General features: G+C 73.4%; 14 protein-coding genes. 5 read left to right on the top strand and 9 right to left on the bottom strand.

The genetic code is table 11. The annotated features are described in order from the left end of the window. Window positions 1–196 precede the first annotated feature (196 nt). Window positions 197–682, top strand: a complete 486-nt coding sequence (locus tag AC0680_RS21500) for a DUF4118 domain-containing protein (RefSeq protein WP_478631066.1) — start codon at window positions 197–199, stop codon at window positions 680–682. A 79-nt stretch (window positions 683–761) separates the two neighbouring features. Here the strand turns inward: AC0680_RS21500 and AC0680_RS21495 are convergent, their stop codons facing one another. After that, on the bottom strand, window positions 762–1250 hold the full coding sequence (locus AC0680_RS21495; protein ID WP_478631064.1) for a hypothetical protein: 489 nt from the start codon (window positions 1248–1250) through the stop codon (window positions 762–764). Between the two features lie 110 nt (window positions 1251–1360). Beyond that, window positions 1361–4231 (bottom strand): SpoIIE family protein phosphatase, encoded by a 2871-nt coding sequence (locus AC0680_RS21490; RefSeq protein WP_478631062.1) that lies wholly within the window; start codon window positions 4229–4231, stop codon window positions 1361–1363. Window positions 4232–4482: 251 nt separating this feature from the next. Between AC0680_RS21490 and AC0680_RS21485 the strand changes: the two genes are divergently transcribed. After that, on the top strand, window positions 4483–6018 hold the full coding sequence (locus tag AC0680_RS21485; protein ID WP_478631060.1) for a long-chain-fatty-acid--CoA ligase: 1536 nt from the start codon (window positions 4483–4485) through the stop codon (window positions 6016–6018). A gap of 25 nt (window positions 6019–6043) precedes the next feature. Here AC0680_RS21485 and AC0680_RS21480 read toward each other — a convergent pair whose 3' ends face one another. Beyond that, window positions 6044–7303, bottom strand: coding sequence for a hypothetical protein (locus AC0680_RS21480; protein WP_478631057.1), 1260 nt, complete (start codon window positions 7301–7303; stop codon window positions 6044–6046). 63 nt (window positions 7304–7366) lie between these two features. Next, on the bottom strand, window positions 7367–8647 hold the full coding sequence (locus tag AC0680_RS21475) for an OmpA family protein (protein WP_478631055.1): 1281 nt from the start codon (window positions 8645–8647) through the stop codon (window positions 7367–7369). 105 nt (window positions 8648–8752) lie between these two features. Here AC0680_RS21475 and AC0680_RS21470 point away from each other — a divergent pair, with 105 nt between their 5' ends. Then, a complete protein-coding gene (locus AC0680_RS21470) occupies window positions 8753–9304 on the top strand; it encodes a Pycsar system effector family protein (protein WP_478631054.1) in 552 nt (183 codons plus the stop codon). A gap of 16 nt (window positions 9305–9320) precedes the next feature. Here the strand turns inward: AC0680_RS21470 and AC0680_RS21465 are convergent, their stop codons facing one another. The 4 genes from AC0680_RS21465 to AC0680_RS21450 all read right to left on the bottom strand — a co-directional run bounded on the left by AC0680_RS21465 (window position 9321) and on the right by AC0680_RS21450 (window position 13976). Beyond that, a complete protein-coding gene (locus AC0680_RS21465; protein ID WP_478631052.1) occupies window positions 9321–10199 on the bottom strand; it encodes a hypothetical protein in 879 nt (292 codons plus the stop codon). Continuing rightward, a complete protein-coding gene (locus AC0680_RS21460) occupies window positions 10196–12367 on the bottom strand; it encodes a hypothetical protein (RefSeq protein ID WP_478631051.1) in 2172 nt (723 codons plus the stop codon). Before AC0680_RS21460 ends, AC0680_RS21465 begins: the two co-directional genes overlap by 4 nt. Next, window positions 12364–13143 carry a hypothetical protein gene (locus AC0680_RS21455; RefSeq protein WP_478631049.1) on the bottom strand — a complete coding sequence of 260 codons (780 nt, stop codon included), beginning with the start codon at window positions 13141–13143 and terminating at the stop codon, window positions 12364–12366. The genes AC0680_RS21460 and AC0680_RS21455 overlap by 4 nt, the downstream gene beginning before the upstream one ends. 116 nt (window positions 13144–13259) lie before the next feature. After that, complete coding sequence (locus tag AC0680_RS21450) at window positions 13260–13976, bottom strand: Crp/Fnr family transcriptional regulator (protein ID WP_478631047.1); 717 nt, start codon at window positions 13974–13976, stop codon at window positions 13260–13262. Between the two features lie 496 nt (window positions 13977–14472). On the opposite strand from AC0680_RS21450, the gene rsgA reads away from it, so the two are divergent. Both rsgA and AC0680_RS21440 read left to right on the top strand, forming a co-directional pair. Further along, window positions 14473–15600 carry a ribosome small subunit-dependent GTPase A gene (gene rsgA, locus AC0680_RS21445; RefSeq protein WP_478631045.1) on the top strand — a complete coding sequence of 376 codons (1128 nt, stop codon included), beginning with the start codon at window positions 14473–14475 and terminating at the stop codon, window positions 15598–15600. Window positions 15601–15714: 114 nt separating this feature from the next. Continuing rightward, window positions 15715–17289 (top strand): AlkA N-terminal domain-containing protein, encoded by a 1575-nt coding sequence (locus tag AC0680_RS21440; protein WP_478631276.1) that lies wholly within the window; start codon window positions 15715–15717, stop codon window positions 17287–17289. A gap of 50 nt (window positions 17290–17339) precedes the next feature. On the opposite strand, the gene AC0680_RS21435 is transcribed toward AC0680_RS21440, so the two are convergent. Beyond that, entirely contained in the window at window positions 17340–17822 is a 483-nt protein-coding gene (locus tag AC0680_RS21435) for a DUF456 domain-containing protein (protein ID WP_478631042.1), read from the bottom strand. Window positions 17823–17930: the final 108 nt, after the last annotated feature.

The raw sequence follows: 17930 nt of genomic DNA, 5'->3' as shown, positions 1-17930 counted from the left end.
ACACCGTGTGCCCGGCGATCCGGCCCGCCCCGCGCCCGGCGACATCGGCGGCGCCGACCCCGGCCGTCAAGGCCGTGTCAGAATCCGGCCGTAGTGCGTACGTACCGCGTCAACAGATGCCACCGAGGCGCTCGGACACCGCCGGGGCGCGCAGACTGACGGCAGGGCCCAGGCCCTACGGCAGGAGGTGCTTCCCATGGCTGCGCTTCACCCCCCGACGCCGCTCCGGCGCCCGCGCATCGTGCACATCGCCGGCTTCCCGCGCGCCGCGCTGCGCCCTCCGCGCGTCGCCCACCGGGCGCCGCCCACCCGCACCCTCGCCGGCGACCTCGCCGTGCCGCTCGGCGCCGTCGGCGCGGCGCTGCTGGCGACCGCCCTGCTGCTGGCCGGCCAGACGCCGCACACCGCCGTGGCGCTCGCCGTCTTCACCGCGCTGACCGTGGCCGTCTGCGCGCTGGCCAGACCGCTGCTGGTGCCCGCCGTCGCCCTGGTGTGCTGGCTGTTCTACGACGGCTTCGTGCTCAACCAGCGCTCGGACCTCGCCTTCCAGCAGTCCGACCGGACGAGCCTGCTGGTGCTGCTGCTCGCCGGCCTTGCGGGCGCGGGCTGCGCGGCCGCCGTACGCGCGGTCCGCCGGCAGTCGGCGGCCGGCACCGGCCCCGGACCCGGCACCGGCAGCTGAGCGGAGCCGCGGCACAAGACGCTCAGTGGCCAAGGCGGTGAAGGGAGGTGAGGAGCAGCAGAAGCCGGAGGCAGGGAGGTCAGTGGCAGTGGCAACGGCACCGGTGGCGGTGCCGGCGCCGGGTGGCGCACCGCCCGCAGTGGGCCGCCCGCCGCGCTCTGCCCGACGCGCTCAGCAACCCCAGTCCGATCCCCAGCATCCAGGTGTCCTTGGCCATCGCAACCCCGTCCGGGGTCGGTCGCAGACTGCCCGGCTCCCGCATCCCGGGGAGCCGCAGATACAGGCCGACCAGCCCGCCGGCGAACCCGGTCAGCGCCAGTCCGGCAAGCCGGGTCGGCACGAACGGCGCGAGCAGTGCGCTCCCCACCGCGACCTCCGTGCACGCCAGCAGCCGGGTGAACCGCTCGGCCGGAATCCTCTCCAGGAACGGGTACGCCGTACGGGCCATCGCGTGCACGCCCTCGGCGGTCGCCCGGTCCGCCCGCAGCTTCGTCAGCCCGGTGTTCAGGATGAACGCGCCGGTGGCCAGTCGCGGGGCCACATCACGGGCTTGGGGCAGCGGCACCATCGAGCCTCCAGATCGGGTCGTCGGCCCCTTCCCCGAGCCTAGGACCACCGCGGTGGAACCGCTCGCGCTGATCCACCGGAAGCGGACCGGCCGCCGGCCGCGGGTCCACCTCACCTCGTGGGCAGGTCGTCCCACTGGTCGAGGATGTCGTCCACCGACTCCGGGCCGGGTTCCGGTCCACCGCTGTCCAGGGTCTGCTCGGTCCAGATGACCTTGCCGCCCGGGGCGTAGCGGGTGCCCCAGCGCTCGGCGAACTGGGCGACGAGGAACAGGCCGCGGCCGCCCTCGTCGGTGGTCGCGGCCCGGCGCAGATGCGGTGAGGCGCTGGTGCCGTCGGAGACCTCGCAGATCAGGGCGCGGTCGTGCAGCAGCCGGACCCGGATGGGCTGGGCGCCGTAGCGGATGGCGTTGGTGATCAGCTCGCTGAGGATCAACTCGGTGGTGAACGCGATCGCCTCCAGCCCCCAGGACTCCAGCCTGCGCAGGCAGGCGGACCGGATGGGGGCGACGGCCGCCGGGTCCGAGGGCACCTCCCATTCGGCGACCCGCGCGGGGTCCAGCAGCCGCGTGCGGGCCACCAGCAGGGCGATGTCGTCGCTGGGGTGCTCGGACAGCATGGCGTCCAGGACCGCCGTACAGGTCTGCTCCGGGGTGCGGTCCGCCCCGGAGGCCAGGGCGGTGCGCAGCAGCTCCAGTCCGGTGCCGATATCGCGCTCGCGGTCCTCGACCAGCCCGTTCGTGTACAGCACCAGCCGGGAGCCCTCGGCCAGGGTGAGCTCCGCGGTCTCCACCGGCACGCTGCCGCCCAGGCCCAGGGGCGGCGAGACCGGCACCTCGGGGAAGGTGACGGTCCCGTCGGGGCGGATCAGGGCCGGTCCCGGATGGCCCGCCCTGGCCACGGTGGCCCGGCCCCCGACCGGGTCGTAGATGGCGTACAGGCAGGTCGCGCCGGTGATCCCGGTACGGCTGCCCTCCGGGCGGACGCTGTCGCCCTCGCTGCTGACGCCCGGCCAGAAGGCCTCGTCGTCCGCCGGGTTCCCCTCGCCCGCGGCCCCGCCGGCCGCCCGCGCCTCGTCGGTGTCGATATGGCTGACCAGTTCGTCCAGGTGGTTGACCAGCTCGTCGGGCGGCAGGTCGAGCGCGGAGAAGTTGTGCACCGCGGTACGCAGCCGGCCCATGGTGGCGGCGGCGTGCAGACCGTGTCCGACGACATCGCCGACGACCAGTGCGACCCGGGCGCCGGGCAGCGGAATGACGTCGAACCAGTCGCCGCCGACGCCGGCCTGCGCGGGCAGATAGCGGTGCGCCACCTCCAGGGCGGTCTGCGCGGGAAGAGCCTGCGGCAGCAGGCTGCGCTGCAGGGTGACGGCGAGGGTGTGCTCGCGGGTGTAGCGGCGGGCGTTGTCGATCGAGACCGCGGCCCGCGCGGCCAGCTCCTCGGCGAAGGACAGATCCTCCCCCGTGAAGCCGCCGGAGCCCGCGGACCGCCAGAAGTTGGCCAGTCCCAGCACCACCCCCCGCGCCTGCAGCGGGACGGCGATCACCGAGCGGATGCCGATGTCCAGGATCCGCTGGGTGGCCGTGGGATCCTGCTCCCGCCACTCGTCGGAGCCGCCCATGTCGTCGACGAGGACCGGGTGGCCGCTCTCCAGACTCGACGCCATCGGCGTGCCGGGCGGGAACCGGAGCACCTCACCGATCTGGTAGACGGGCGAGTCCTCGGTCACGCCCCGGACCGCCATCCGCCGCAGATCGGTGCCCGACCCGCTCTCCGGCTCGTCCCCGCGCAGCACCGGCTCCAGCAGCTCGACGGTGACGACGTCGGCGAACCGGGGGACCGCGACATCGGCCAGTTCCTGGGAGGTCTGCGACACATCCAGCGTGGTGCCGATCCCCAGCCCCGCGTCGTAGATCAGTTTCAGCCGCTCCTGGGCCACCTCCGCCGCGCCGGAGACCGCCCGCAGTTCGGTGGTGTCCCGCAGCGTCACCGCGCACCCGGCCGGGCCGCCGTAGGGGGCGGTCGGCCGGACGTTGACGGCGAGCAGCCGGTCGCCCGCCAGATGCACCTCGTCGGTCACCTCCCGGCCGGAGGTCAGCAGCGCGCTCAACCGGGGCTCCAGGCCCAGGCCGGCGACCGGGAGCCGGTCCGCCACCGCGCTCTCGGGCAGGCCGAGCAGCCGCCGTGCCTCGTCGTTGGCCAGCAGCAGCCGCCCCTCACTGCTGATGATCAGCACGCCCTCCCGTACGGCGTGCAGCACCGCGTCGTGGTGGTCGTACATCCGCCGCATCTCGGCCGGGTACAGCCCGTGGGTCTGCCGCCGCAGCCGACGGTTGATCAGCACCGCTCCGCCGGCGACCAGCAGCAGCGCCGCGGCCGCGAAGCCGAGCAGCAGCGGCAGCTGGTCGACCACCCGCTCGTCGGTCCGCTGGATGCGGATGCCGACGGACACCAGCCCGGCGACCGAGCGGTCCCGGTCGACGACCGGGACCACGGTGTTCACCGCGGGGCCGAGGGCCGAGGGGACGGTGGCGGTGAACGCCTTGCCGTGCAGGGCCGGCTGGAAGGAGCCGCCGACGACACGCTTGCCGATCAGGCGCGGGTCCGGGTGGGTCCAGCGGATGCCGTCGGGACGGAACGCGACGATGTAGTCGACGCCGGAGCCCTTCCGGGCCGCCTCCGCCTGGGGCTGCAACACCGCGCTGGGGTCGGCGGACTTCATGGCGGCGAGGGTGCCCGGCGCGTGCGCGAAGATCTCGGCCCCGACGACCGAGCGCTGACGGGCCTCCTGCGTGAGCGCTCCCTGTGCCTGGAAGACCAGGGCCAGCACGGCCGCGACGACCAGCAGCACCACAAGGGCGAGCTGCAACACGAACACCTGGCCGGCGACGCTGTGCGCCTCCAGCAGCGAGCGGAGGGGTTGCCGGGGGGAGGGCGACGACCGCTGTGGGGCGTCACCCTCTCGCCGGAATTTTTCCGTCATGCCCCATATTTAGCATTCTGATCCCCTGAGGGGTGATCAGCTGCGTCAGCGTTGTGCCGCCGCTTCGGGGGCGACCGCAGGTCGATTCCCCATGACTCCGGCCGGATTGCACCCCTCGCACGGCTCCCGGGGTCCCGGGTGGACGGAGGCCCTATTGAGCGGTGCTTAGCGGCTCCCTATGCTCGGCAGCCATCGTTGCACCGACCATCGATGCACCGCGTGATACGAGCCGCAGCCCGCCAGGAGCCCGGATGAGCTTCAATCTCGCGACCGCCCTGCGTGAATCCCGCCGATCCCACCCGGACAAGGCCCTGTGCCACATCGGGGAGCTGACCGTCACCTACGCCCAGGCCGACCAGGCGTCCGGCCGCATCGCGGCCACACTGCGGGCCCTGGGCCTGGGGCCCGGCGCCAGGGTCGCCGTCCAACTGCCCAACGTGCCGCAGTTCCTGTTCGCCTACTTCGGCATCCTCAAGGCCGGACTGGTCATGGTCCCGCTCAACCCGCTGCTGAAGGCCCCCGAGATCGCCTACCAGCTCCGCGACGCCGGCGTCCGACTCCTCGTCACCTTCGAGGAGTTCGCGGACCAGGCCGTCAAGGGCGCCGAGCTCGCCGACGGCGTCGCCACCTACGTCGTCCCGCTGCCCGGCAGCGACCGGACGATCGCCGGCACCCGCCCCTACGAGGAGCTGTACGCCGCGGACGACACCGGCGAGATCGCGCCGACCGGCTCCGACGACACCGCCGTCCTGCTCTACACCAGCGGTACCACCGGCCGCCCCAAGGGCGCCGAGCTGACCCACTTCCAGCTCTATATGAACTGCACCGTCACCGGGCAGGTGTTCGGCTACCGCCCCGACGACGTCGGCCTCGCCGTCCTGCCGCTCTTCCACGTCTTCGGCCTCTCCGGCGTCCTCAACATCGCCGTACGCCACGGGGGGACCCTCGCCCTCGTACCGCGCTTCGAGACCGCAGCGGTCCTCGACGCCCTCGAACGGCACCGCTGCACGATCTTCGCCGGCGTTCCCACCATGTACACCGCCCTGCTGCAGGCCGACATCGCCGGCCGGGACCTCGGCGCGCTGCGGATCGGCGTCTGCGGCGGCGCGCCGCTGCCCGGCGAGATCCTCCGCGCCTTCGAGGAGAAGTTCGCCGGCGTGGCCATCCTGGAGGGCTACGGCCTGTCGGAGACGGCCAGCACCACGACCTTCAACATCAGCACCGAGCAGCGCAGGGTGCTCTCCATCGGCAAGCCGATCTGGGGCGTGGAGGTGCGCATCGTCGACGACACCGGTGCCGTACTCCCACCGGGCCCCGACCACGTCGGCGAGATCCTCGTCCGCGGCCACAACGTCATGAAGGGCTACCACGGGCGGCCCGAGGAGACCGCCGAGGCGCTGCGCGGCGGCTGGCTGCACACCGGAGACCTCGGCCACAGGGACGACGACGGCTACTTCTTCGTCGTCGACCGCAAGAAGGACCTGGTCATCCGCGGTGGCTACAACGTCTACCCGCGCGAGGTCGAGGAGGTCCTGCACACCCACCCCGCCGTCGCCGAGGCCGCGGTCGTCGGCCGCCCCGACGACCGGCTCGGCGAGGAGGTCGTCGCCGTCGTCAGCCTCACCCCCGGCGCGCAGGCCACCGCCGAGGACCTCACCGCCCACTGCCGGCAGCAGCTGGCCGCCTACAAGTACCCGCGCGAGATCCGGATCGTCGACGAGCTGCCCAAGGGGCCCACGGGCAAGATCCTCAAGAAGGAGCTGCGCGCCCGCCTGTCGGCCCCCTGACGCCCGAAGTGGGCCGCTCGGCGCCTCACACCGCCTGCGCCGGGCCGAGTTGGCGGTCGATGCGGCCGATCAGTTCGGCGCGGCGCAGGCGCAGTTCGGCCGGGGCGCAGGTGAGGGCGATGCGGTGCGCCTCGACCAGCGGGCCGAGTTCCGGCGGCGGCTCGACCACACCGGCGAAGAGCGGCGCCATCAAGGCCGTCGTCGGAGCCTGCACCGGCCCGTCGCCCGGGAGCGCCGGGGTGGGCGGCGTCGGACCGGCCTGGCCGTGCAGCATACGGGCGGTGAGGATGGCCGCCTCCCAGACGCGCATGCTCTCCAACCGGACGTGGGAGGCCAGTTCGTCCCGCAGCGCGCACAGGTCGCTCCACGCCTGCTCGTGCTCGCGCAGGGCCTGGCCGGTCCGCCCCACCAGCCAGGCGTACGTCATCCGGGTGCGCAGCAGACCGCGGCGGGCCTCGGCGGCGCTGTCCGCGTACGGGTTGTGCGCGACGACCTTCATGGCCACGGCGGTGATCGCGAGCACCAGCATCAGCACCGCGACCCATCCGGGCGCGTACCGGGCGCCCTCGATCGCCCCCTCCTCCACTCCGGTGTCGCGGGCCCGCAGCACCGCCCACACGGTGACGGTGAACAGCACGGCGGCCAGGTAGAGGGCGGGCAGGGCGAGCGAGCCGAGCAGCGCGAGGACGGGGCGGCGCTCGCGGAGCGCGTGCAGCCGTTCGCGTATCCGGTGCAGCGGAGCCGCGATGGCGTGCCCGGACAGCATCAGGGCCAGGGCCAGCACGACACCCGGCAGGAAGGAGACCGTCTGCTCGATCAGCGAGACGTCCGCCTCGCTGACGGTGAGGTACTGGAAGACCCGCATGAAGTACCACGCGTCGAACACGGCCATGGCACCGATGACCGGCCAGCGCAGCACCCGGATCCACATCTCGCGGCGGCGCCGGTCGTGGGCCCCGTCCGCCACGTGGCGGGCCTGGACCGCCTCGTGGGCCGTCCGGGCCGTCCGCAGGGAGGCGGCGGCCTCGAAGCGGGCCAGGGAGTGGAGCGTCTCCTCGGTTCTGGCGTGGGCGTCGATGGTGCGGGCCCGTGCGGCGGCGAGTTGGTCGCGGTTCTGGCCGACGAGTTCGGCGACCTCGCGGGCCGCGCGCAGCAGCATCCGCATCTCACCGTTGTCCAGGTGCTCGGGCTCCCGTTCGGGGCCCTCTTCGGCGCCCTTCACCAGGTGCCGGATGTCGCATCCGCACCCGTGGTGACAGGGGATGCCTCGGTGGTTGTGGGACATGGAGGAGTCCTTTGCTTCAGAGCCGGGTTGCGTCGGGGAGTCGGATGGCGGCCCGGGAGCCGGTCATCGGCGCACCGTCACGGCGACCTCGACCCGGCGGTTGCAGGCCATGGCCGCGTAGTCCGGTACGCCGTCGCGGTATTCGGGGGTGCAGCTGGGCCGGTCGTCGGAGTAGCCGCGCACCGAGGCGACGGCGATCCGGCGCTGGACGAGCGCGGACCGTACGGCCTTCGCGCGGGCCAGGGAGAGCTGCCGGCCGTGCTGTTCGCTGCCGCGCGAGTCGGTGTGCCCGAAGACGGCGACGGACAGCGGGTGCAGCTCCCGCACCCGGCGTGCGACGTCGTCGAGCGTGCTGCGGGCCGCCGCGGACAGCTCGGCGCTGTCGGTGGCGAACAGGACGGAGCCGGGGAGGGTGAGGGTGGTGACCCGGCCGGCCGGCCGCTCCGAGACGGCGGGGAAGGCCACCTCGGGTTCGCCCTGGCCGGCCTTCTTCCCGGCCCCGGTGTGCTTTCCGGCCGCGTGGGACCGGGCGGTGGCGGACACCTTGCACCGTGCGGCCCCCGAGGCCTCGCACAGCCGGGTCCACAGCGAGGTGAGCCAGGCGGTCTGCGGCGACGACGGGGCCTGGCCCCGGGCGGTGCGGCCGATGCCGACCAGGCTCACCTCGGCGCCCTTCAGGGCGGGGAGTTCGCCCGCCGTGCGGCAGCGCCGCACGATGGCCTCGATCTCCGGCACGCCGTCGAACCCGGCGGAGCGCAGGTCGGTGCAGCCGGTGTTCGCCAGTCCGTCGGTCGCCATCACGATCCGGCGGCGGCCCTTGCCCGGGGCGAGCTGGTCGGCGGCCGCGGCGAGGGCACCGAGCACGTCCGTGCGATCGGCGCCCGGCTCCGTGGCGGACAGTTGCCGCAGCCGCTTCTCCAGGCAGCCGCGCCGGGCGTCGCGCCGGTCCTCCTTCAGCGTCTCGTTGCCCTTCGCCGGTGTGACGGAGACCCGGTCCACCTGCCAGTCCACGGTGGCCCTGGTGCCGTCGAAGCCGGCGACGGAGAGCAGTCCGCCCTCCAGCTCCGGCAGCGCGAGCCCAGGGGCGGCCAGCAGGGTGGCCGCCCAGTCCGGTACCCGGGCCGTCGCCGCGGTGGCCTTGCCGGGCCGGGTGGAGGAGCTGCGGTCGACGAGCACGACGGTCTGCTTGCGGGCGCTGCCCGCGTCGTCGGAGACACCGGCCAGCCAGTTGCAGGGCTGTGCGGTGGGCATGTCGAAGGCGCCGCAGCCGCTGCCCGCCATGACCGCGGTCATGGTCAGGGCCAGGGCGACGAAGCGGCGGGGGGATATGCGTGTCAGGGGCATTGCTGGGCTCTCCAAAAGTGAGCGGAATCCGCATTTATGACTGTTGTCGGGCCACGCCAGGGGAGTTACTGGGAGCCTTCGACCACCCGGCGCCAGGAGGTTTCCGTGTCCAGCTCCGTTCCCCCAGCCCCCCGCACCGCCGGAGGTTCCGGCGAGGACGGGGGCGGCGCCGCCGGCCTCCGGTCGGGGCTGGCCGTCTACACCTCGCTCCAGGCGTCGGCCCAGTTCGCCGACACGAAGGTCGGCATACTCGGGGCCGTCCAGGTGGCGCTGGCGGCCACCGCGATCCCGCAGGGCGGCGTGGTGCGGGAGGCCTGGGGGCGCGGCGGCCCCGGAGCCGGGGTGGCGGTCGCCCTGCTCGTGCTGCATGTGGCCGCGTTCCTGCCGGCCGTGTACTGCGTCGTCCAGGCGCTCCGCCCCCGGCTGGGGCCGCCCCCCGCGCCGAACCGGTTCAGCCTGCCGCTGCTGGCCGCCGCCGACGGCAGCCCCCCACCGCCGGACGAGGACAGCGAGCGGGCGGAGATCTGGCAGCTGATCCCGGTGCTGGCCCGAGTGGTGATGGCCAAGCACCGGTACATCGCCCGGGGGGTGGTCTGGACGGGGCTGATGGCAGTGGCCGCCGGGCTCTCCTTCCTCGCCGGTCCGCTGCTGGCCTGAGCCGCCCCGAGGCCGCTCAGGTCCGGGCCGGCCGCGGCAGCGGCTCGGCCGGCCCCTCGCCGGAGCCGTCCTCGCCCGGCAGGGCCAGCCCGAAGAGCCGCATCGCATGGCCGAGTTGCTGCTCGTTCTTCGCGACGAACTCGAACAGATCGCGCGCCTCGTACTCCTTGTGCTGCCGCCCCAGGAGCTTGACGTACCGGTCGAACTGCTCCTGGCGCAGCCGGAACATGCTGCCGACCTCGGTGGCGGCCTTGTCCGGCTGCTCCGCCAGCAGCACCGCCCAGGGCGTGAGCCAGGAACTGGCCTCGTCGTCGTGCCGCACCCCGGCCAGACCGCCGGCCAGGAACTCCCGCCACTGCTCGGCGACCTCGCTCAGCAACCGCACCTGAAGCGCGGACTTGGCGTAGCGGTGCTCGATCTGCTGCATCTCCAGTGCCGCCCTGCGCTGCTGCTCCAGCACCTCGGGCGCGGGCTTGAGAATCGCCGTGGTGCGGCACGTGACCAGCCCGTTCTCGAAGCACTCACCCTCGCGCAGGGCGTCGTTGACGGCGCGCTCCGCCTCCTCCACACGGAACGGCGCGTACCGGCCGGCGATGTCCCGGACCCGCTCGGTGAGCAGCTGCGGCATCGTCGCGCGGTAGCCGTCGATGGCGCGGCTCAGCGTGCCCTGGTCCAGTCGCCCCTCGGCGCACCAGTCGCAGCGGATCTCGACCTGGAAGTCGAATCCTCCGCCTCGGGCCGGGGTTTCGAACGACACGGTGGATTCCTGGTGCGCCGCCTGCAGCTCCGGGACGTGCACCTCCGCGGATTCGAAGAGCGGGGCGGCGGCCTGCGGCCCGCGCCCGATGAGGGCGCGCAGCCAGGTGAGCGGGCCACGACGCGAGGTGCTGGTCATATCGACCACCTTTCGGTGACAAGGGAAGCGATGTGTGCGGCCGCGTCGACACCGACGCCCTGGTGCTCCCACAGCCGCAGGTAGAAGAGGAACCGCTCGCGCAGGCGGTCCGAGGGGTCGTCGGTGTCGGGCGGCAGCTCGGCGACGAACTCCGCCAGCGCGGTGTCCAGCCCCGGCTCGTCCGCGGTCCGCTCCACCCACAGCCGCAGGGTGTCCCAGCCCCGCCGCCAGATGGCGAGGTCGCGGCTGAGCAGCACGTTCCGGGTCAGCCGCAGCAGGTGCCCGCGCGGAACCGGCTCCTTGAGGAAGCCGGTGATCGCCAGCTCGCCGCGGAACCGGCTGAGCTGCTGAAGACACATGGCGGCGTCGTCGCGCAGCCGGTAGTGCGGTGAGAGCGACCAGTCCGCCAGCCGCTCCAGGGTCTGGGTCCGCGACCCCGCGGCGTAGATCTCGTGGATGGCGGCGCGTACGCTCCTCTGCTGCGTCTGGGCGATCTTCTCCAGATTGCCCAGCGCCTCGGCGGGGAAGAGCACGCCGATCTGGGTGCCGTACGCCGCCTCGGCGCACGCCTGGTAGTCGCGCCTGCGGGACCAGTTCCGCAGCAGCCGCCGCACCCGGGGCGCGAGCATGTCGTCGTTCGCCGCCCGTTCCAGTGCCCACGCCGCGGCGAACCGCCGCCGGGCGGCGTGCTCGCCCTTGTCGGTCGCCCAGCGGACCAGCGGCTCCTCCTGGATGTAGGTCCAGTCGAAGGTGGCCAGCAGGCCGACGGTCTGGGCCGCCGCGACCCGGATGTCCTCCTCGCCCCGGATCACCAGGTCGTCCAGCCACTCCAGCAGCGGCCGGCGGGCCCCGCTGTGGTCGTGCCACAGCACCTCCAGCACGGCCTCGCCGAGACCGCGCTGACTGACCCGCACCCGGCACTCCGGGTGCCGGGCCCCGACGGTGTTGCCCTCACGGTCGGTGAACTCCACGTCGGAGTCGTCCAGCCAGTCCTTCAGGCTCTCCTGGAAGAGCGGCATCTCCGGCACGGAGGACGGCGAGCGCACGCCGTGCAGCAGTTCCGCCAGCCGATGGGACTCCCGGCTGACCCGGCTCAGCGGCGTCCCGTCGAGCACCACACAGGCCAGCAGGAACGCCCGGGACCACAGGGAGACCGGCACCTTGCCCGCCCCGCCGTCCCCGGACGGCGCCGGCGGACGCAGCAGCCGCTCCGCCCTGGCGCGCAGCCGGGCGTTCAGCCCCTGGACGATCCGGTCGGTGTCGTGGCCGTCCCGCTCGCCCTGCGCCAACTGGCGGGCCAGGCGAGCGATCTCCGCCATGGACGTGCGGCCGCGCAACTCCTCGACCAGGGCCTCGTGCTCCAGGAGCTTGCGAGCGCCCTCCGGCCGGTCGTCGAGCAGGACCGTCAGATGCCGCGTCAGCACCTCGAACCGCAGGTCCTCCGTGTTTGGATGCTCGACGACATGGTCGTCCAGCCCGTCGACCGGCACCTGGTCGTCGACGATGATCACCAGTGGGGAGCGCCGGTAGGTCTCGGCGCGCAGGCGGTTGAGGAGCTGTCCGCGCAGCGCGGACGCCCAGGGCCTGCCGTCGCCCTCGACGACATGGCCCCGGCCCGGCTGGAGGCCGCCGGACGGCAGGTCCTTGTTCAGCAGCCGCTTGAGGTCGGCCTCCGGGTCCAGGTAGACGACGTCGGCGTCCATCACCTCCTGCGCGGTCAGCAGCGCCGTGGTGTAGCGCCCGGAACCGGGCGCCCCGCGCAGCACCGCGACACCGTGGAGCGTCAGCAGCTTGCGCAGCTCGCCGTGCGAGCGGGGCTCCACATACAACTCCCGCAGCCGGTCGAGGTCGCCCCCCGGGACCCGTCCGTCGAACGGGACGTCCTGCGGAGCCGTGCCGTAGTAGTGCTTGTTGATCGTCCCGGCGGCATCCCCGGCGCCGAAGCCGGCGACCCCGCCCGATACGAACGGCGCACGCAGGCCCTGCCGGCGCAGTCGGCGGATGTGGTCGGCCTGCTCGGCGAGCTCCTCCTCGGACCGGTCCTGCGGCTGCCGTCCCTCCTCGTCGTCGAAGTCGCCGGACGGATCCGCGAACCCGTCGTCCACCGGCTCGTCCACGGGTTCGTCGGCGGAGCCGGTGGTGTCGTCCACCGCCTGCCCCTCCATCACCGGTAGTACTTCTTCTCGATGGTGTTGGCCGCGTCACCGCTTCCGAAGTGGACGACGCCGCCGTCGATCCGCTCCACGAGGTTGGTGGGCGCGGGCCCGGTGCCGCTCGTCGCACCGTCCGGTTCCGGGTCGGCGACCAGCGGCCGCACCTCCTCGGGGCCGTGCTCCGGTACGTGGATCCAGCCGTAGCCGTTGAACTCCTTCTGGCGGATGTGCGCGCTGACGTACCGCTGCGGGTCCAGGCCCTGCCCCCGCAGCCGCACGACGTCCTGGTAGAGCCGGTCGGAGACGATGACCACGAGGTCGGTCGAGTCCATGGCCGCCAGCACCCGCTTCAGCTGGGGCGCGTTGAGGTACCGGGCCACGGCTATCGGGGCGGGACCGGAGTACCCGAGTGCGGCGGTGCGGGCCACACCGATGTCGATCGCCAGCCGGAGCCGCATCCGGTCCCCTTCGGCGCGGTTGGCGTTGCGCTCGCCCAGCTGGACGGCCAGGTGCCGGACGAAGTCGCCCAGCACCACCGCCTCCGGGGTGTCCGGAGGCAGCACGGCGAACTCCTGGTCCCCCTGAGGCTGGCGGGACCAGGTCGTACGGTCGAGGCCACTGAGCACGGCCGCCTCCTCCAGCACCTGGACCAGGTCGGCCTGAACGACTTCCTGGCTCGGAGTGTCGAGGCGGCTGTACTTCTCCACGTCGGCCGCCATGCACAGATGGCGGGTGATGATCTCCTGTGTGTGCGGCTGCGGTTGGGACTGGGCCGGGGGCTGCGATGTCATGGGCTCTCGCCACCTGTCTGCCGTAGTTGACCGAGGTCGGGCGTCAACTGTGCGGCCGGAGGCGGAAAACACCGAGTGGGTCGTAGAAATACGGTTTTCGGCCGTAGTGGCGGGCGTTACGGAACGGCCGGGCCCATCCGGGCGACCTCCCGCAGCCGGCTCAGGTCCAGCACGGTGGTGCGCCGGTACCCCGTGGTGATCAGGCCGTCCTTGCGCAGGTCGGCGAGCGCCTTGTGGATCGTGACCTCCGCGGAACCGGTGAGCGCGGCCAGCTCCGGCTGGGTGAGGTCCACACCGATGACCAGTCCACGCGGCACCGGGTGGCCGTAGGAATCCGCCAGCTCCGCGAGGACCCGGGCGAGCCGGACCTTGACCGGATAGCCGCCGAACTCGATGCGCCGGCGGTTGGCCCAGCGCAGCCGCTGGGCGACGATCCCCGCGATGGTCAGCGCCGCATCGGGATGGGTGCCGAGGAAGAACCGCAGATCGGACTCGCGGACGATACTGGCGACCACCTCTCCGCAGGCGGTGACCGTGGCCGACCTCGGGGCGTCGTCCATGGCCGCCATCTCGCCGACGATGTCGCCGCCCACACGGATGGCCAGCAGCGCCTCATGGCCGTTGTCCAGGCGGGCGGTGACCTTCACGAAGCCGGAGCGCAGCAGCACGACATGGTGGGAGCGGTCGCCCTCGCGTATCAGGATCTCCTGCGGCAGATAGCGGCAGCGGGTACCGAGCCGGAGCAGCTCGGTGCGCACGGCCTCCGGCATACCGCCGAGGAAGTTGCGGACGGGCCACACCTCCCGGCCCTGGGTTTCGGACTGTGTCGTCAAGGGCGTTCCTCTTCTCCTCAGCTGCCGCCGTGATTCGTCCGATCCGTACGAATCATGTGACACAGAAGAGCAGTTGGGAGAGCACCAGGGCAGAGAGTGCGCATGGCCGACTTGATGCGCTGGGCGCACGCTGGGGCGCACAGCGGATTACGCAAGCGCCGGTCGCCGGCCCACGCCGGGGCGGCGCGGGGTGTTCGCTGAAAAAAGGGTTGGCTCTGCCGCGCGCTGCTGTTCTAGGCTCGGAGACGTTCCTGACGGTGGCCTGGAGCTGCCGTTGTTCCGTCGTTCTGCCGTCGTTCGGCCGTTGAGGAATCCCGGAGGTGAGTACTGATGACTGTCATTGCGGTGGGCGCTGCCCGCATTCAGAAGACCATCACTCTCATTCCCGCGGTCTCCGGCTGACTTCACGTCACTTCACTGTATTTCTTTGCGCGTTGCGCGATATCCGTACGTTGCGCGCGTAGCCGGGGCCGCTTCTTCCTGAAGGGTCATCCCGTTGTTCGAGTTCAACCTTTCCGCTGCGCACCCCCTGACCGGCTACGGCTGGGACGAGGGGTTCGCGGAGAGCTTCACCCCCTTCGCCGGGCAGGGGTTCGTGCCCGGCCGGATCGTCCGCGTGGACCGCGGGCGGGTGGACGCCGTCGTGGCCGAGGGAGCCGGCGTCCGTACGGTGCTCGCCGACACCGCGCTGGTGGCGACCAGCGACCCCCTGCGGGTGCCGTGCACCGGTGACTGGGCCGTCGTCGACCTGGAGAACGGCCGGGTGGGCGACCATGTCGACGGTGTGGTGCGGGCGTTGCTGCCGCGGCGCACGTCGTTCGTGCGGTCTGCCTCGTCCAAGCGTTCCGACGGGCAGGTCCTGGCCGCGAACGTCGATCACGCGGTGATCGCGGTGTCGCTGGCCGATGCGCTGGATCTCGGGCGTATCGAACGGTTCGTCTCACTGGCCTGGGAGAGCGGCGCGGAGCCGCTCGTGGCGCTGACCAAGGCGGATCTGGCCGGGGGGCCGGACGGACTGGCGCACCTCGTGGCGGACACCGAGGCGGTGGCGCCCGGTGTGCAGGTGCTGGCGGTCAGTTCGGCGACCGGGGAGGGGCTGGACGTGCTGTCCGCCGTGCTCTGCGGGGGGACGTCCGTGCTGCTGGGGCGGTCCGGCGCGGGCAAGTCCACGCTGGCCAACGCCCTGGTCGGCGAGGACGTGCAGGTCGTCCAGGCGATCCGCGACCGGGACGGCAAGGGGCGGCACACCACGACCACCCGGGATCTGCATGCGCTGCCCGGCGGCGGGGTGCTGATCGATACGCCCGGCCTGCGCGGCGTCGGGATGTGGGACGCGCAGGGCGGGCTCGCCCGGACCTTCGCGGACGTCGAGGAGCTGGCCGAGGAGTGCCGCTTCCAGGACTGCGCCCATCAGGCCGAGCCCGGCTGCGCCGTACAAGAGGCGGTGGAACACGGGGAGTTGCCCGTACGGCGGCTGGAGAGCTACCGGAAGCTGCTGCGCGAGAACCAGCGCATCGTGGCGAAGACCGACGCCCGGCTGCGTGCCGAGATCCGGCGGGACTGGAAGCAGAAGCAGGCCCTGGGGCGGCACATGGGGGAGCGGAAGCGGGGAGCGCGGGGGTGAGGTGAGCGGCCTTGCGCTGTCTCCCCCGGGGGCCGGCCGGTGTGGGCCGGCCCCGAACGCCATGTCCGATTCCCGCCAGTCATGGCGCCGGGCGCGGCGGACACTGGGGGTGTGATGGACGATGAGGCCAGGTACGAAGCGGTGTCCAGTCGGGACGGGCGGTTCGACGGGGAGTTCTTCTTCGCGGTGGTGACGACCGGTATCTACTGCCGGCCGAGCTGCCCGGCGGTCACGCCCAAGCGGGTGAACGTGCGGTTCTTCGCGTCGGCCGCCGCCGCGCAGGCGGCGGGGTTCCGGGCCTGCCGCCGGTGCCGGCCGGACGCCGTGCCCGGTTCGGCGGAGTGGAACGTGCGGGCCGATCTGGTGGGCCGGGCCATGCGGTTCATCGGGGACGGCGTGGTCGACCGGGAGGGCGTCGGCGGGCTCGCCCGGCGGCTGGGCTACAGCCCGCGTCAGGTGCAGCGGCAGCTGACGGCCGAGCTCGGCGCCGGACCGGTGGCGCTGGCCCGGGCCCGCCGGGCGTACACCGCGCGGGTGCTGCTGCAGACCACCGGGCTGCCGGTCACCGAGCTGGCGTTCGCGGCCGGTTTCGCCAGCATCCGCCAGTTCAACGACACGATGCGGGAGATCTACGCGGGGACGCCGAGCGAGCTGCGGGCCGCGGTCGGGCGCGGGCGCGGCAGCGGGGCAGGAGCCGGGGCAGGCGCCGGGTCCGGAGCGGAGCCGGGGAGCCCGGCGGCGCTCGGCGGCATTCCGCTGCGGCTCGCCCACCGCGGGCCGTACGCGGCGGCCGAGGTCTTCGACTTCCTTCAGGTACGGGCGGTACCGGGGGTCGAGGAGATACGCGGCGGCCGCGGCTCGCGTACGTACCGCCGCACGCTGCGGCTCGACTACGGCAGCGGGATCGCCGAGGTCGACGAGCCCGCCGGGCCGCGCGGACGGCGCCGGCCGCCGGCCGGCCTGGTGTGCCCGGCCGCGCGGGGGACGGACGGCGGGTGGCTGGAGTGCCGGCTGCGGCTGACCGACCTGCGGGACCTGCCGACGGCCGTCCAGCGGATGCGCCGGCTGTTCGACCTGGACGCCGATCCGTACGCCGTCGCCGAGCGGCTCGGCCCGGATCCGCTGCTGGGGCCGCTGGTGACCGCGCGCCCGGGGCTGCGTGCGCCCGGTGCCGCGGACCCCGTGGAGCTGGCCGTACGGATCGTGCTCGGCGGCCCGCCGACGCGCGCCGCCGCTCTGGTGCGGGCGTACGGAAAGCCGCTGGACGCGGCGGACGGCGGCCTCACCCACCTCTTCCCGACGCCCGCGGAGCTGACGGGCGGGGAGGTCGCGGAGCCGGTGCGGACACTGTGCGCGGCGCTCGCCGACGGGGTGGTCGTGCTGGACGCGGGCGCCGACCGGGACGCGGCCGAGCGGACGCTGGCCGCACTGCCCGGGGTCGGCCCGCGCGCGGCCGCGTACATCAGGATGCGGGCCCTGGGCGACCCGGATGTGGGGACCGGGGCGGCGCGGGAGCGGGTGGGGGCGGCCGCGGCGTGGCGGCCCTGGGGGGCGTACGCCCTGCACCATCTGTGGAGCGCCGGGTTGCTCCCGGTGGGTGAGCTGCCGGGAGGCGGGGCCGCAGGGGGCGCGGAGCCGGACGCGGTGCCCGAGCCGGCCGGGTACGCCGGCGCCGTCCGGGCCGGGTGACCCTCGCCGCCGGTCCTTTGCGGCGGCCCGCGGCCCCCGGCGCCCGTCCCTCAGCCCGCGACCACCGCCCCGGTCCACGCCCCGACCACCAGCAGACAGGCGAACAACTCGATCAGCACGCTCAGCCCGATGGCGCGCATGGCTCTGCGCGTCGAGGCCCAGGCGTCGCCGTGGCCGCCGAGCCGGAGCCGTTCCAGCAGGTAGAGGCCGCCGATCGCGCCCAGCGGACCGCCGATGACCGGGACCACGAAGAAGCCCACGATGCCGGCCGTGCCGGCCAGGAACAGCGTGCGGTACGGCGTGCCCGCGGCCCGCAGATCGCGGGCCGGCAGCAGCCATTTCACCGCCTGGTTGAGGAGCAGGAGGGCGGTGGCGCCGAACAGCACCGTCCAGGCCGCGGTGGTCGTCTCGGTCAGCGCCCACCACAGCACACCGGCCCATACGATCAGCGGCCCCGGGATGCCGGGTACCAGCACGCCGAGCAGTCCGAGCAGCATGACCGCCCCCACCGCGACCAGCTGCCAGGCACTCATGCGCCGGCTGCACCCCCCGTGACGGGCCGTACGTTGCGCTCTTCCATGGCCCAAGCCTGCCGGATGCGGCCCCGAAGCGCTTGCCGGGGGTACGCACGCCCATGCGCG

It is taken from the genome of Streptomyces sp. NPDC043738 (assembly GCF_056436545.1).
This window is presented reverse-complemented; position numbering and strand designations above follow the sequence as displayed.

Bases quoted from the DNA above. Each gene is read 5' to 3' on its own strand.
- AC0680_RS21500 (WP_478631066.1), top strand. From the start codon at position 197: ATGGCTGCGCTTCACCCCCCGACGCCGCTCCGGCGCCCGCGCATCGTG.
- AC0680_RS21495 (WP_478631064.1), bottom strand. From the start codon at position 1,250: ATGGTGCCGCTGCCCCAAGCCCGTGATGTGGCCCCGCGACTGGCCACC.
- AC0680_RS21490 (WP_478631062.1), bottom strand. From the start codon at position 4,231: ATGACGGAAAAATTCCGGCGAGAGGGTGACGCCCCACAGCGGTCGTCG.
- AC0680_RS21485 (WP_478631060.1), top strand. From the start codon at position 4,483: ATGAGCTTCAATCTCGCGACCGCCCTGCGTGAATCCCGCCGATCCCAC.
- AC0680_RS21480 (WP_478631057.1), bottom strand. From the start codon at position 7,303: ATGTCCCACAACCACCGAGGCATCCCCTGTCACCACGGGTGCGGATGC.
- AC0680_RS21475 (WP_478631055.1), bottom strand. From the start codon at position 8,647: ATGCCCCTGACACGCATATCCCCCCGCCGCTTCGTCGCCCTGGCCCTG.
- AC0680_RS21465 (WP_478631052.1), bottom strand. From the start codon at position 10,199: ATGACCAGCACCTCGCGTCGTGGCCCGCTCACCTGGCTGCGCGCCCTC.
- AC0680_RS21455 (WP_478631049.1), bottom strand. From the start codon at position 13,143: ATGACATCGCAGCCCCCGGCCCAGTCCCAACCGCAGCCGCACACACAG.
- AC0680_RS21440 (WP_478631276.1), top strand. From the start codon at position 15,715: ATGGACGATGAGGCCAGGTACGAAGCGGTGTCCAGTCGGGACGGGCGG.
- AC0680_RS21435 (WP_478631042.1), bottom strand. From the start codon at position 17,822: ATGAGTGCCTGGCAGCTGGTCGCGGTGGGGGCGGTCATGCTGCTCGGA.